Source organism: Streptomyces sp. SAI-127, from assembly GCF_029894425.1.
Classification (GTDB): domain Bacteria; phylum Actinomycetota; class Actinomycetes; order Streptomycetales; family Streptomycetaceae; genus Streptomyces.
Genome location: NZ_JARXYJ010000001.1, coordinates 2,044,924 through 2,059,110, shown reverse-complemented (window position 1 = coordinate 2,059,110; position 14,187 = coordinate 2,044,924). Strand labels below are relative to the sequence as shown.

The following is a 14,187-nucleotide window of genomic DNA, read 5'->3' as shown; positions in this document are numbered from 1 at the left end:
TGCGAGGGAAGTGAAGAAGAAGGGGGAGTCAGAGGGCGCGCAGAGTCCAGCTCCAGCGATGGACGCCCGGCGCGACGAGGTAGGAGGCGGTGGTGTCCGGTCCGCAGGAGGCGGTGCCGAGGCCGCGGTGGGCCGCGTCGATGTGCACGACACAGCCCGCCCGCGGGACGAGTTCGTCGTGGTGCGTCACGCCGGTGAGGTCCGCGGCGCGGTACCGGCTCACGCCGACCTGGCGCGGTTCGTCCAGGACGACCGCGAGGCCGGTGGCGTCCGGCGCGGAGAGCGTGAAGTGGCGTACGCCGTACCGGCCGCCGCTCTCCTGCGGGCGCAGATAGGGGGTGAAGAGTCCGTCCACGGGCACGGAGTGATGGCCGACGGGCGCCCCGAAGGCGCGGTCGGGATACGACTCCCAGGGGCCCTGTCCGTACCACTCCATCAGGTCGAGCCCGGCGACCGTCTCGAAGACGGAGCCGACCCGCGCCACGTCGTCGAGCTCGTCCGGCAGTTCGGCCGACTCCGCGACGTGGACTGCGCCCTCGACCGCGGTGAAGACCTGCAGATGGCGGACCACACCGGCCTCACAGGCGTACTCGGCGTGCACGGTGACCCGTCCGGGGCTCCGCCGTACGTCCGTGACCTTGCGCACCAGGGCGTCGAGTCCCCAGTCACGCCAGCGCGGTGCCGTGCCGCCGAGCTCGTCGTTGTCGGTGGGCGCCCGCCACAGGGAGAGCGTGGGTGCGCAGGTGAGCAGGGGGTGGACCAGGAGACCGTCGTCGTCGACCTCGACGGAACGGTTCTTCACCCGTACCGGAGCCTGCGGAACCGCCTCGCGCAGCCGCACCTGCGGCAGGCACACCACCGTCCCGCGCGGCGCCCAGGGCTCGTCCCCGGCGGTCGTCACCCGGAGCGTCAGCCACGCCTCACCGCCCTCCTCGGGCAGCTCGAACGGCAGCGGTACCGCCGCCGTCTCACCTGGCCGCAGATCGGGCAGTTCGGCGGGCGCGGTCAGCGTGCGTCCGTCGGCGAGCGAGAGCTCCCACGCGCCGGCCAGCCAGGCCAGGCCGCGGAAGTGCTGGTGGTTGCCGAGCACGATGCCCTCGTGCCTGAAGCACTCGATGCGCACCGGCGCCGCGATCTCGCGGTGCTCGTACATCACCGGCTTGGGCGTGCGGTCGGGGAAGACCACGCCGTCCGCGATGAAGGCGCCGTCGTGCAGGAGTTCGCCGAAGTCGCCGCCGTAGGCCCAGCGGTGGCCGGGCGCGGCGACACCGTTGTCATAGAGCCCGACGCCCCCACGTCCGACCGGTCTGCCGTCGTTCACACGCTGCAGAATGCCGTGGTCCCAGAACTCCCAGATGAACCCGCCCTGAAGACCTGGCGTTGACTCGATGGCCGCCCAATGGTCCGCGAGTGTGCCGTTGCTGTTGCCCATGGCATGCGAGTACTCGCACCAGATCAGGGGCTTGGTCTGCCGCCCGGAGAGCGCGTGCTCCACGCACTCCTCGAGCGAGGCGTACATGGGGCAGGCGATGTCGGAGGCCACCGAAGGGTCCGCCCAGTCGAGTTTGGCCGCCCCCTCGTACTGGATCGGCCGCGTCGGGTCGTGCCGGCGCACCCACCCGGCGGCCGCGTCATGGTTCGCGCCGTAGTCCGACTCGTTGCCCAGCGACCAGATGACGACCGACGGGTGGTTCTTGTCCCGCAGTACCATCCGCGAGACCCGGTCCACGAAGGCGTTCACATAGCGCGGGTCGTCGGCGATCTCGTGGGCGTGGTCGTGGGACTCGATGTCCGCCTCGTCGACGACGTAGAAACCGAGTTCGTCGGCGAGGTCGTAGAGGGCGGGATCGCTCGGGTAGTGGGAGGTGCGGATCGCGTTGAACCCGAAGCGCTTCAGCGTGATCAGGTCCGCGCGCATGTCGTCGTACGACACCGTGCGCCCGGTCAGGGGGTGGAAGTCGTGCCGGTTCACGCCCCGGACGAAGATCCGCTCGCCGTTGACCAGCAGGTCGCGGCCGGTGATCTCGACGTCCCGGAAGCCGGTCCGGTGCCGTGAGGTGTCGGTGACCGTGCCGTCGGCGCGGTGCAGTCGGACGGTGAGCGAGTACAGCTCGGGTGTCTCGGCGGTCCAGGTGCGCACGTCCTCCACGACGGTCCGCAGCCGTGCCTCGCCGAGGAAGTCGGAGACCCGCTCGTCCTCGGCGTTGAACCGGTCGAACTCCGCGTCCTGGGTGAGCAGGTGCCCCTCCAGCTCACCGCTGACGTACCACCCCTCGGGCAGTGCGCCGGCCGCGTCCCGCACCCTGCAGTCCACCCGCAGTTCGCCGCTGCGGGACGCCCGCACGGTCACGTCCGCCAGATGCAGCGGATCCGTCGCGTACAGCAGCACGGACCGGGTGATCCCGCCGTGCCACCACTGGTCCTGGTCCTCGATGTGCGAGGCGTCCGACCACTTGACGACCGTCAGCCGTACGACGCTCCGCGTGCCCGCGCGCACCCGTCCCGTGAGATCGAACTCGGCCGCCAGATGGGAGTCCTTGGAGACGCCGACGGGCCGCCCGTCCACGTGCACCAGGAGCACGCTCTCGGCGGCCCCGACCTGCAGCACGATCCGGCGTCCGGCCCACTCGGCGGGGACGTCCACCTCGCGCTCGTAGACGCCCGTGGGGTTGGCCGCGGGGGAGTGGGGCGGGTACTCGGGGAACGGCATTCGCACGTTCGTGTACTGCGGCAGGTCGTCGGTGCCCTGCACGGTCCAGGCCCCCGGCACGTACGCCGAGGACCAGGAGCCGCCGACCGGCGCGTCCGGAGCGGGCAGCAACTGGAAGCGCCAGTCGCCGTCCAGGGGGAGTACTCCGGATCGCCGGTCGACGGCGTTCATGGGCAGCCGTCCCCAGGAGGTCACCTCCGGTGCCTCCCAGGGGCGCAGGGCGATCAGCGGATCGTCCGTCATCCGCGCACGGCTCCCTTGGCGAGGTCGCCGATGATCTGCTTGGCGCCGATGGCGAACACGATCAGCAGCGGGACGAGGGCGAGCAGGGCGCCGGTCATCACGATCCCGTAGTCGGTGGTGCCGTGGGTGCCGTTGAGCTGGGACAGCGCGACCTGGAGGGTCACGTTGCCGGGGTTGGTGAGGGCGATCAGGGGCCAGGCGAAGTCGTTCCACTGGCCCATGAAGGTGAAGATGCCGAGGAAGGCGAGACCGGGGCGGACCACCGGCAGCGCCACGTGCCAGTACTGGCGGAGGAAGTGCGCGCCGTCCAGCTTGGCGGCGTCGAGCAGTTCGTCGTGGATGGCGGACTTCATGTACTGGCGCATCCAGAAGATACCGAAGGCGTTGGCCGCGGCCGGCACGATCAGCGCGGTCATCGAGCCGATCCAGCCGATCCTCGCCATGATCACGAACTGCGGGATGACCGACAGCTGCGCCGGCACCATGAAGATGACCATGAGCAGCCCGAACAGCACGTTCTTGCCCGGGAACTCGAACTTGGCGAAGACGAAGGCCGCGAGCGAGTCGAAGAGCAGGACGAGGAAGGTCACCGACACCGCGACCAGCAGCGAGTTCCACATCGACCCGAAGAAGTCGATGGCGTCGAAGAGGTTGCGGACGTTCTCCAGGAAGTGCGTTCCCGGCAGCAGTTTCGGCGGGTACGCGAAGATCTCCGACGAGCTGTGCGTCGACATGATCACGGCCCAGTAGAACGGGAAGGCCGAGAGCACGGTGCCGATGATCAGCGGGAGGTGCAGCGCGATCCCCCTGCGGCGGGATCCCTTGATGGCAGCCATGATGCGCGCCCTTCCTAGTCGCCGCGGCGCTGCACGAGGCGCCAGTTGATGATCGAGAACAGGACGACGACGAGGAAGATGCCCCACGCCACCGCGGCGCCGTACCCGAAGTCGTTGTTGTCGAAGGTCTGCTGGAAGAAGTAGAGGACCATCGTCTGGCCCGAGTGACCGGGCCCGCCCGCGAACGTCGAGTCGTTGGACGAGGTCTGGAGCAGGACCTGCGGTTCGGAGAAGCTCTGCAGACCCGTGACCGTCGAGACGACGAGCACGAACAGCAGCGTGGGCCGCAGCAGCGGGAGCGTGATCCGGAAGAAGGTCTGGATCGGACCGGCGCCGTCCATGCGCGCCGCCTCGTACAGCTCGCCCGGGACGGTCTGCAGGCCGGCGAGGAAGATGATGGCGTTGTAGCCGGTCCACTGCCAGGTCATCAGGGCGGCGATGGTGACCTTGATGCCCCATGGCGTGTTCAGCCAGGCCACCTGGTCGATGCCCACCGAGTGCAGGACGGCGTTCACCACACCGCTGTTGGTGGAGAAGATCGAGCCGAAGACGATCGCGATGGCGACGACCGAGGTGACGTTCGGCAGGAAGTACGCGACGCGGTACAGGCCCTTGAACCGGACCGCGGAGTTGAGCATCACGGCCGTGACCATCGCCAGGAAGATCATGGGGAAGGTGGCCAGCGCCCAGATAATGAGCGTGTTCCCGATCGAGTTCCAGAAGTCGCCGTCGCTCAGCAGGTACTGGTACTGCGAGAGCCCGGCCCACTCCATCGAGCCGAGGCCGTCCCAGCGGTGGAAGGACAGGTAGAGCGAGAAGCCGACCGGGAACAGGCCGAAGCCGAGGAAGATCAGATAGAAGGGGGAGATCGCGGCGTAGAGGTGCCAGTACTTGCGCAGGCCCTTCTTGGGCCGCGTGGGCGAGGGCTGCACCACCGCGGGCGGAGTCTGCTCGAGGACGGCCATCAGTAGCTCACCCCCAGGTGCTTCGCTATGCGACGGCACTTGCTCATGGCGTCACTCCAGGCCTTCTTGGGGTCCTTGCCGAGGACGCCGACGTTCTTGATCTCGTCCTTGATGGGCTGCCCGAGCGCGACGTCGAACGGACTGTTGTAGGCGACCACGATCTTCTGCGCGGCCGGCCCGAAGATGTCGGTCGTGACCTGGCCGCCGAAGTACGGGTCGGGCTCCCGCATCTGCTTCAGGCCGTACGAGGCGGGCGTGGAGGGGAAGAGGCCCGCGTCGACGTAACCCTGCGCCTGGTTGGACGCGTTGAGGATCCAGGTGATGATCTCGAAGGCCCGCTCGGGCTCCCGGCACGCCTTGGTGATCGCCAGGAACGATCCGCCGTTGTTGGCGGGCCGCACCGGCATCTGGGCGACCCGGTACCTGCCCTTGGCCTTCGGCACACCGTTCTTGATGTCGAAGGCCGCCCAGGAGGCGCCCAGTTCACTGGGCAGCTTGCCGTCCTGCTTGGCCGACAGCTGGTCCGGGGTGCCGCTCACGAGGTCGGAGACGATCCCGCGGCGCTTGGCCTCCACGGCGAGCGCCCAGGCGTCGCGCACGTGCTCCTGGTCGCCGATGAAGTGGCGGTCCTTGTCGACGTACCGCTTGGAGCCCTGCTGTACGACGTTCTCGAACACGGAGTTGACGTCGGTGAGGAGCATGGTCCCCGGGATCCGCTTCTTGAGCTGCTCACCCGCGGCGAAGTAGTTCTCCCAGGTGTTCAGCTCCTTGGAGACGTCGTCCGGTTCGTACGGCAGCCCCGCCTTGCGGAAGATCTCGTACTGGTAGAAGTGCCCGACCGGTCCGCAGTCGATCGGGAAGCCGACCATCGTGCCGTCGTCGGCGATGCCCTGGTCCCACTTCCAGGACAGGTACTGGCTCTTGTACTTCTCCGCGCCCAGGGTCCGCAGGTCGATGAACTGGTCCGCGTTCGGCAGGTAGGCGGCCATGTCCTCGCCCTTGAGCCCCGCGATGTCGGGGATGTGGGCCCGGCCCGTGATGGTGGTGATGAGCTTGGAGCGGTACTGGCCGCCGATCTGGATGGCGTCCAGGCTCACGGAACTGCCGTAGCGGGCCCTGGCGTTCTTCACGACGGTGTCGCTCAGACCGCCGCTCCAGTACCACAGGACCATGTTCCGGCCGGTCGAACCGGTCGGAACGGCGCAGCCGGTGGCCAGGCCGCCGAGTGCCGTGGCGGCTGTACCGCCCAGGCCCGCGCGCAGCAGGCCTCTTCGTGAGAGCCGCACAGCTCCCACCGCCTTTCGGATCTTTTCGGGACGTGCATGGGGGGCTTGCGTGGAAGTTGCGGGGTCAGTGCTGCCGTGCGGTGTCGGGTGGGGGCACGGGGGAGTGCGCGGACGGCGGGGTGTCCGGGGAGATCGGGGCGTGCTCGGCCGACGAGGTCTTCCGGGCGGCCGGAGCGTGCTCGGCCCCTGGAGCCACCGGCGCGAACGCTGCCGGCCCGGCCGGCGGTGTGATCGGCGCGTAGTGGACCGGTGGGCCCACGTCCGCCGGGATGCGGTCGGCCAGAAATCCGTACGCCCGCTTCAGGTCGGGGTCAGTCAGCGAGCGCCACCAGCGGCTCACGCCGTACCAGCCCGGGGCGGCCAGGGCCCCGCCGTGATGCCGTACCGAAAGACCCGCGGCGAGGACGGCGAACCGCAGCCGTTCCTCCAGCGGCCAGCCGCCGAGCGAGGCCGCGACGAAGCTCGCGCCGAACACGTCACCCGCGCCCGTGGCGTCGAGGGCGTCGACGGCCAGGGCCGGCACGTCCGCGTACTCGCCGGTGGTCTGGTCGACGGCGACCGCGCCCTCCCCGCCCCGCGTGACCACGGCCACCGGCACCAGCTCGGAGAGCGTGCCGAGGGCCGCGACCGCGCTGTCGGTGCGGGTGTAGGCCATCGCCTCGGTCTCGTTGGGGAGGAAGGCATGGCACAGGGCCAGCTGGTCGAGGAGGTCGGTGGACCACACCTGGGTGGGGTCCCAGCCGACGTCCGCGTAGATGTGCGTGCCGTTCGCGGCGGCCTTGGAGAGCCAGGCGCGCGGCTCGGACTCCAGATGCACCAGGGCCGTGCGCGCCTCGGGCGGGTCGCCCATCAGCGCGTCCTGGGAGTACGGCGGTTCCTGGCCGTGGGTGACCAGCGCCCGGTCGTCACCGTGGGCGAGCGCGACGGTGACGGGGGTGTGCCAGCCGTCCGCGACCCGCGAGAGCGAGAGGTCGACACCTTCCTGACCGGCGAGGATCTCCTGGCAGTAGGCGCCGTAGAAGTCGTCGCCGAAGACCGTGGCCAGGGAGGTGCGCAGGCCGAAGCGGGACGCGGCGACCGCCAGGTTGGCGATGCCGCCGGGGCCGCAGCCCATGCCGGACGTCCAGATCTCCTCGCCCGGCGTCGGCGGCTTTCCCAGACCCGTCAGGACGAGGTCGTAGAAGAGCAGCCCGGTCAGCAGCACCTCGGGCCGGTCGTCGTCCACGTGAGCGCCTCTCGTCAAAACTCGTCAATTTCGATGACGGGAATCGTGCGCCGCTCGGCGACATTGGTCAATACCTAAGCAGAACTGAGCATAGAAATGATTGAAGATGACGAGTAGTGTTCACCGCGTGCTGGCTGAACGACGACACCAACTCATCCTGCGGGCCCTGCGCTCAGGCGGTCCCGCGGCCGTGACGGATCTCTCCGAGCAACTCGGTGTGAGCCCCGCCACCATCCGGCGTGACCTGGTCAAGCTGGAGGAGGACGGGCTGCTCACCCGGGTCCACGGCGGCGCGCGCGCCGAGGAGGGCGACCAGCCCTTCGCCGAGGTCGCCGAGGTCCGGGTGGCGGAGAAGGACGCCATAGCCGCCCGGGCGGCCGCGCTGATCGCCGACGGCCAGTCCGTGCTGCTCGACATCGGCACCACCGCCTACCGCCTGGCCCGGCAGCTGCACGGCCGCCGGCTCACCGTGATCACCAGCAACCTGGTCGTCTACGAGGAGCTCGCCGACGACGAGGGCATCGAGCTGGTACTGCTCGGCGGCATGGTCCGCCGCGAGTACCGCTCCCTGGTCGGTTTCCTCACCGAGGACAACCTCCGCCAGCTGCACGCCGACTGGCTCTTCCTCGGCACCAGTGGAGTGCGCCCCGGTGGGCACGTGATGGACACGACGGTCGTCGAGGTGCCGGTCAAACGGGCCATGATCAAGGCGAGCGACAAGACCGTCCTGCTCGCCGACACGGCCAAGTTCCCGGGCACGGGCATGGCGAAGGTCTGCGGTCCGGAGGAGCTGGACGTGGTGGTGACGAACGCGCCGGTCGACGCGGCGACCCGCTCCTCCCTGGAGGAGGCGGGCGTCGAGGTGGTCCTGGCAGGAAAGGTGCAAGCTTGAATCCGCGCCCCCGGAGTCGAAGGAGACCCCCGGCTCACGCCGCTCGACCGCTCGGTGGGCGACCGGGTCGTACGCGATCGACAGCGGCCGGGTCGACGCCGGCCCGGGTTCTCGGAGCAAGTGCAAGGAGGCAGCGCGTGCCCGGTTCTCGCGACGCGCTGCCCGTAGATGATTCGTCCCAGCCTGAAAGCCGGGGCATTTTTGGAGGCGCCCGGTGAAACTGACGATTCTTGGCGGCGGCGGCTTCCGGGTCCCGCTCGTGTACGGCGCGCTGCTGACGGACCGCGCCGAGGGCCGGGTGACCGAGGTCGTCCTGCACGACCTGGACGCCGGCCGGCTCTCCGCGGTCGGCCGGGTCCTCGCCGAACAGGCGGCGGCCGTCCCCGGCGCCCCCGCGGTGACCACCACGACCGACCTCGACGAGGCTCTGCGCGGCGCCGACTTCATCTTCTCGGCGATCCGCGTCGGCGGCCTGGAGGGTCGTGCCGACGACGAGCGGGTGGCCCTCGCGGAGGGCGTCCTCGGCCAGGAGACGGTCGGCGCGGGCGGCATCGCCTACGGCCTGCGCACGGTCCCGGTGGCCGTGGACATCGCCCGGCGCGTGGCCCGCCTCGCCCCCGACGCCTGGGTCATCAACTTCACCAACCCGGCGGGCCTGGTCACCGAGGCCATGTCCCGTCACCTCGGCGACCGTGTCATCGGCATCTGCGACTCCCCGGTCGGCCTCGGCCGCCGTATCGCGCGCGTGCTCGGCGCCAACCCCAACGAGGCCTGGATCGACTACGTCGGCCTCAACCACCTCGGCTGGGTCCGCGGTCTGAAGATCGCGGGCCGGGACGAGCTGCCCCGCCTGCTCGCCGACCCCGATCTGCTCGGTTCCTTCGAGGAGGGCAAGCTCTTCGGCGTCGACTGGCTCCAGTCCCTCGGCGCGATCCCCAACGAGTACCTGCACTACTACTACTTCAACCGCGAGGCCGTCCGCGCCTACCAGCACGCCGAGAAGACCCGCGGTGCCTTCCTCGCCGACCAGCAGGCGCGGTTCTACGACGAGGTCGGCGCCCCCGGCGCCAAGGCGCTGGACGTGTGGGACCGCACGCGTGCCGAGCGCGAGGCCACCTACATGTCCGAGAACCGGGAGACGGCCGGCGCCGGAGAACGCGACGCCGACGATCTCTCCGGGGGCTACGAGAAGGTCGCCCTCGCCCTGATGCGGGCCATCGCCCGCGACGAGCGCACCACCCTGATTCTCAATGTCCGCAACCAGGGCACGCTCTCCGTGCTCGACCACGACGCCGTCATCGAGGTGCCCTGCCTCGTCGACGCCAACGGTGCCCACCCGGTCTCCGTCGCACCGCTGCCCGACCACGCCACCGGACTGGTCTGCTCGGTCAAGGCGGTCGAGCGGGAGGTGCTGGCCGCCGCCCGGTCAGCCTCGCGCGCGACCGCGGTGAAGGCCTTCGCGCTGCACCCGCTGGTCGACTCCGTCAATGTCGCCCGCAAGCTGGTCGAGGGCTACACCTCGGTGCATCCCGGGCTCGCGTACCTTAAGTAGCGTCCGTTCCTTAGAAAGCGCTTTCCCCTCGCCTGTCGGCCCCACCAGCTCGCTCTCTCCCTCCCTGGAGACCCTTCATGCACGACGAACGCCGCCGCATCGAGGAGCGCGTCCAGCGCGCCCACGACCAGCGCATCAAGCCCGCGGTCTACGCGGCCACCGTCCCCTTCGAGGTCGAGGCCTGGCAGGCGCCGGGCGAGCCGGTCTCCTTCGAGGAGGCCGCGGCCGCCCGCTACACGCCCTTCGCGATGGACACCCTTTGGGGCCCGCCCTGGGGCACCACCTGGTTCCGGATGCGCGGCCGGGTCCCCGCCGAGTGGGCCGGACGGCGCGTCGAGGCGGTCATCGACCTCGGCTTCGTCGGCGACTGGCCCGGCAACCAGGCCGAGGCCCTGGTCCACCTCGCCGACGGCCGCCCCCTGAAGGCCGTCAACCCGCTCAACCAGTACGTCCCCATCGCCAACCCGGCGAACGGCGGCGAGGAGATCGACTACCTGGTCGAGGCCGCATCCAACCCGGACATCCTCAAGGACAACTTCTCGAAGATCACGCCGATGGGCGACAAGCTCACGGCCGGCTCCGCGCCCCTCTACACCTTCCAGCGCGCCGACCTCGCCGTCCTCGACGAGGAGGTCTTCCACCTCGACCTGGACCTCCAGGTGCTGCGCGAGCTCATGGTCCACCTCGCCGAGCACGAGCCCCGCCGCCACGAGATCCTGCACGCCCTGGACCGGGCCATGGACGCCCTCGACCTGGACGACGTCTCCGGCAGCGCGGCGGCGGTCCGCGAGGTCCTCGCGCCCGTGCTGGCCAAGCCGGCCCACGCCAGCGCGCACACGGTCTCCGGGGTCGGCCACGCCCACATCGACTCCGCCTGGCTCTGGCCCATCCGCGAGACCAAGCGCAAGACGTCCCGCACCTTCTCCAACGTCACCGCGCTGGCCGACGAGTACGACGACTTCATCTTCGCCTGCTCCCAGGCGCAGCAGTACGAATGGGTCCGCGACAACTACCCGCACGTCTGGGCCCGCATCCAGGAGTCCGTGAAGAAGGGCCAGTGGGCCCCGGTCGGCGGCATGTGGGTCGAGGCCGACGGCAACCTGCCCGGCGGCGAGGCCATCGCCCGCCAGCTCATCCACGGCAAGCGGTTCTTCATCGAGCACTTCGGCGTCGAGACCAAGGGCGTCTGGCTGCCGGACTCCTTCGGCTACACCGCCGCCTACCCGCAGCTCGCCAAGCTGGCCGGCAACGACTGGTTCCTCACCCAGAAGATCTCCTGGAACCAGACCAACAAGTTCCCCCACCACACCTTCTGGTGGGAGGGCATCGACGGCACCCGGATCTTCACCCACTTCCCGCCGGTCGACACCTACAACGCCCGCTTCAGCGGCGAGGAGATGGACCGCGCGGTCCGCAACTACAACGAGAAGGGCGGCGGAACGCGCTCCCTGGCCCCCTTCGGCTGGGGCGACGGCGGCGGCGGCCCCACCCGCGAGATCATGGAGCGGGCCCGGCGCCTCGCCGACCTGGAGGGCTCGCCCAAGGTCGTCGTCGAGCACCCCGACGAGTTCTTCGCCAAGGCCCGCGAGGAGTACCCCGACGCCCCGGTCTGGGTCGGCGAGCTCTACCTCGAGCTGCACCGCGCCACCTACACCTCGCAGGCCCGCACCAAGCAGGGCAACCGGCGCTCCGAGCACCGGCTGCGCGAGGCCGAGCTGTGGGCGACGACGGCCGCGCTGCACGCGCCGGGCTACTCGTACCCGTACGAGAAGCTCGACCGCCTGTGGAAGACGGTCCTGCTCCACCAGTTCCACGACATCCTGCCGGGCTCCTCGATCGCCTGGGTGCACCGCGAGGCGGAGGCCGAATACGCCCGTGTGGCCGAGGAGTTGGAGGTGCTGACCGCCGAGGCGGTGGCCGCGCTCGGCGCCGGTGGCACCCGGGTCTTCAACACCAGCCCGTTCGACCGTGCCGAGGTGGTGCGTACGGGCGATCAGGCCCTGGCGTACGTCGAGGTGCCCGCGAACGGCAGCGCACCGGTGGCCGACGCCGAGCCCGAGCAGCCGGTCGGTGTCTCCGGTCGTGTCCTCGACAACGGTCTGGTGCGGGTGGAGGTGGCGGAGGACGGCACGCTGTCGTCCGTCCTCGATCTGCGGGCCGGCCGGGAGGTGCTGGGCGACAAGGGCAACCTGCTCCGCCTGCACACCGACCTCCCGAACTACTGGGACGCCTGGGACATCGACAAGCACTACAACAACCGGTACACCGATCTCCTGGAGCCCACGTCGGTCGAGGTCGTCTCGGAGGACCCGCTAGTGGGCGCGATCCGCGTGACGCGGTCCTTCGGCAAGGGCTCGACGATCACCCAGACCATCACCCTGCGCGCCGGCAGCCCCCGGATCGACTTCGAGACCGAGATCGACTGGCACGAGGCCGAGAAGATCCTCAAGGCCGCCTTCCCGGTGGACGTCCGGGCCGCGCACTCCTCCGCGGAGATCCAGTTCGGCCACATCCAGCGGCCCACGCACACCAACACCAGCTGGGAGGCGGCCCGCTTCGAGGTCTCCGGCCACCGCTGGGTGCACGTCGGCGAACCGGGCTACGGCGTCGCCGTGCTGAACGACTCCACCTACGGGCACGACGTCTCCCGTACGGTCCGCGAGGACGGCGGTACGACGACCACGGTCCGGCTCAGCCTGGTCCGCGCCCCGCGCATCCCGGACCCGGAGGCCGACCAGGGCACGCACCGCTTCACCTACTCACTGCTGCCCGGCGCGAGCATCGAGGACACCGTCGCCGAGGGCTACTCCCTCAACCTCCCGCTCCGGGTGGCGGACGCGGCCGGTGCCCCCGAGCCGGTCGTCTCGGTCGACGGCGAGGGCGTGACCGTCGAGGCGGTCAAGCTCGCCGACGACGGATCCGGTGACGTGGTGGTCCGGCTGTACGAGTCGGGCGGCGGTCGCGCCCGGGGCGTGCTGCGCACCGGCTTCCCGCTCGCCGGCGCCCAGGTCACCGACCTGCTGGAGCGCCCGCTGGAGGACGAGACGGCCGAGGTCACCGACGGCGGCGTGGCGGTCTCGCTGCGGCCGTTCCAGGTGCTGACGCTCCGCCTGCGGAGGGGGTGACCCCGTGCCGATGCAACCCTGGTTCACCGACGCCAAGTTGGGGATCTTCATCCACTGGGGCATCTACGCCGTGGACGGCGTCCAGGAGTCCTGGTCGTTCTACGACGACATCGTCCCGCACGATCAGTACATGTCCCAGCTGGAGCGTTTCACGGGGGCGAAGTACGACCCCCGTGAGTGGGCCGACCTGTTCGCCCGTGCCGGCGCCGGGTACGCCGTGCTGACGACCCGTCACCATGACGGTGTGGCCCTGTGGGACACGGAGTACGGCGACCTGAACCTCGGCAAGGACTACGTCGGCCCCTACGCCGAGGCCCTGCGCGGGAAGGGCCTCAAGGTCGGCTTCTACTACTCCCACTCCGACTGGAACCACCCCGACTACGCCTCCACGCGCAAGCCGGGCCGCCCGCCGGAGCAGGAGGACAACCGCTACTCCGAGGTCGCCGCCGAGGACGAGGACCTGGCGGCCTGGGAGCGCTTCATCGCCTACCGGGACGGCCAGATCCGGGAGCTCGCCTCCCGCTACCGGCCCGACCTGATGTGGTTCGACGGCGAGTGGGACCGCAGCGAGGAGCAGTGGCGCATCCCCGAACTCGCCGCGCTCATACGGTCGTACGTGCCGGACGTCGTCTTCAACGCGCGCATGCTCAGCGAGGGCGACTACGCCACCCCCGAACAGGGTGCTCCCATCGAACCGCCCGACGGTCCCTGGGAGTTGTGCCTGACGATCAACGACTCCTGGGGGTACCAGCACCAGGACCACAACTACAAGTCGCTCGCCCAGCTGATCCGCTACTTCACCGAGACCATCGGCGGGGGCGGCAATCTGCTGCTCGACGTCGGCCCGATGGAGGACGGCACCATCCCCGAGCCTCAGGTGGAGCGCCTGGAGGGTCTGGGGGAGTGGATCCGCAAGCACTCCGAGGCCGTGTACGGGACCGTGCGCGGACTGCCCGCCGGGCACCACTACGGGCCCAGCACGCTCTCGGCGGACGGCAGGACGCTCTATCTGGTGCTCTTCGACGCGCCGCGCGCGGAGGTCGGGCTGCGAGGGCTGGTCACCCCGGTCCGCAAGGTCACCGTCCTGGGTACCGGGGCCGAGCTCGGGCACCGGGTGGTCGGCGGACTCCACGAGGCCGTGGGCATCGTGTGGATCGACCCGCCCGCCGAGACGGACCTCGATCCGTACGCCACGGTGCTCAAGGTCGAACTGGACGGGGAAGCGGAGCTGTACCGAGGGGCCGGACGGTTCTGAGGGCGCTTCCCGCCTGAGGTTCATGTCCGATCCCGCCGCCGAACTGCCCCCACGCCTGGCCGAGTCGGCACAGGCGTGGGGTGTCCGGCCGCTTGACC

At 70.1% G+C, this 14,187-nt stretch carries 9 protein-coding genes; 4 read left to right on the top strand and 5 right to left on the bottom strand.

The genetic code is table 11. The annotated features are described in order from the left end of the window. Nucleotides 1–28 precede the first annotated feature (28 nt). The 5 genes from M2157_RS09735 to M2157_RS09715 all read right to left on the bottom strand — a co-directional run bounded on the left by M2157_RS09735 (nt 29) and on the right by M2157_RS09715 (nt 7,265). Nucleotides 29–2,953 (bottom strand): glycoside hydrolase family 2 TIM barrel-domain containing protein, encoded by a 2,925-nt coding sequence (locus M2157_RS09735; RefSeq protein WP_280865027.1) that lies wholly within the window; start codon nt 2,951–2,953, stop codon nt 29–31. Then, nucleotides 2,950–3,789 (bottom strand): carbohydrate ABC transporter permease, encoded by an 840-nt coding sequence (locus M2157_RS09730; RefSeq protein ID WP_280865025.1) that lies wholly within the window; start codon nt 3,787–3,789, stop codon nt 2,950–2,952. Before M2157_RS09730 ends, M2157_RS09735 begins: the two co-directional genes overlap by 4 nt. A gap of 14 nt (nt 3,790–3,803) precedes the next feature. Next, nucleotides 3,804–4,754, bottom strand: a complete 951-nt coding sequence (locus tag M2157_RS09725; protein WP_057612711.1) for a sugar ABC transporter permease — start codon at nt 4,752–4,754, stop codon at nt 3,804–3,806. Beyond that, on the bottom strand, nt 4,754–6,040 hold the full coding sequence (locus M2157_RS09720) for a substrate-binding domain-containing protein (RefSeq protein WP_280861414.1): 1,287 nt from the start codon (nt 6,038–6,040) through the stop codon (nt 4,754–4,756). Before M2157_RS09720 ends, M2157_RS09725 begins: the two co-directional genes overlap by 1 nt. Nucleotides 6,041–6,104: 64 nt before the next feature. After that, nucleotides 6,105–7,265: a carbohydrate kinase family protein gene (locus M2157_RS09715; protein ID WP_280865024.1), complete on the bottom strand. Its 1,161-nt coding sequence runs from the start codon at nt 7,263–7,265 to the stop codon at nt 6,105–6,107. Between the two features lie 127 nt (nt 7,266–7,392). Between M2157_RS09715 and M2157_RS09710 the strand changes: the two genes are divergently transcribed. From M2157_RS09710 to M2157_RS09695, 4 genes are all read left to right on the top strand, one after another. After that, the gene (locus M2157_RS09710; protein WP_280865022.1) at nt 7,393–8,157 is read left to right on the top strand and encodes a DeoR/GlpR family DNA-binding transcription regulator; all 765 of its coding nucleotides are present in this window, start codon (nt 7,393–7,395) and stop codon (nt 8,155–8,157) included. 214 nt (nt 8,158–8,371) lie between these two features. Continuing rightward, nucleotides 8,372–9,709, top strand: coding sequence for a 6-phospho-beta-glucosidase (locus M2157_RS09705; RefSeq protein ID WP_280861412.1), 1,338 nt, complete (start codon nt 8,372–8,374; stop codon nt 9,707–9,709). A gap of 77 nt (nt 9,710–9,786) precedes the next feature. Continuing rightward, complete coding sequence (locus M2157_RS09700; protein WP_280865020.1) at nt 9,787–12,834, top strand: glycoside hydrolase family 38 C-terminal domain-containing protein; 3,048 nt, start codon at nt 9,787–9,789, stop codon at nt 12,832–12,834. Nucleotides 12,835–12,838: 4 nt separating this feature from the next. Beyond that, nucleotides 12,839–14,089 (top strand): alpha-L-fucosidase, encoded by a 1,251-nt coding sequence (locus M2157_RS09695; protein ID WP_280861410.1) that lies wholly within the window; start codon nt 12,839–12,841, stop codon nt 14,087–14,089. Nucleotides 14,090–14,187: the final 98 nt, after the last annotated feature.

Bases quoted from the DNA above. Each gene is read 5' to 3' on its own strand.
- M2157_RS09735 (WP_280865027.1), bottom strand. From the start codon at position 2,953: ATGACGGACGATCCGCTGATCGCCCTGCGCCCCTGGGAGGCACCGGAG.
- M2157_RS09730 (WP_280865025.1), bottom strand. From the start codon at position 3,789: ATGGCTGCCATCAAGGGATCCCGCCGCAGGGGGATCGCGCTGCACCTC.
- M2157_RS09725 (WP_057612711.1), bottom strand. From the start codon at position 4,754: ATGGCCGTCCTCGAGCAGACTCCGCCCGCGGTGGTGCAGCCCTCGCCC.
- M2157_RS09700 (WP_280865020.1), top strand. From the start codon at position 9,787: ATGCACGACGAACGCCGCCGCATCGAGGAGCGCGTCCAGCGCGCCCAC.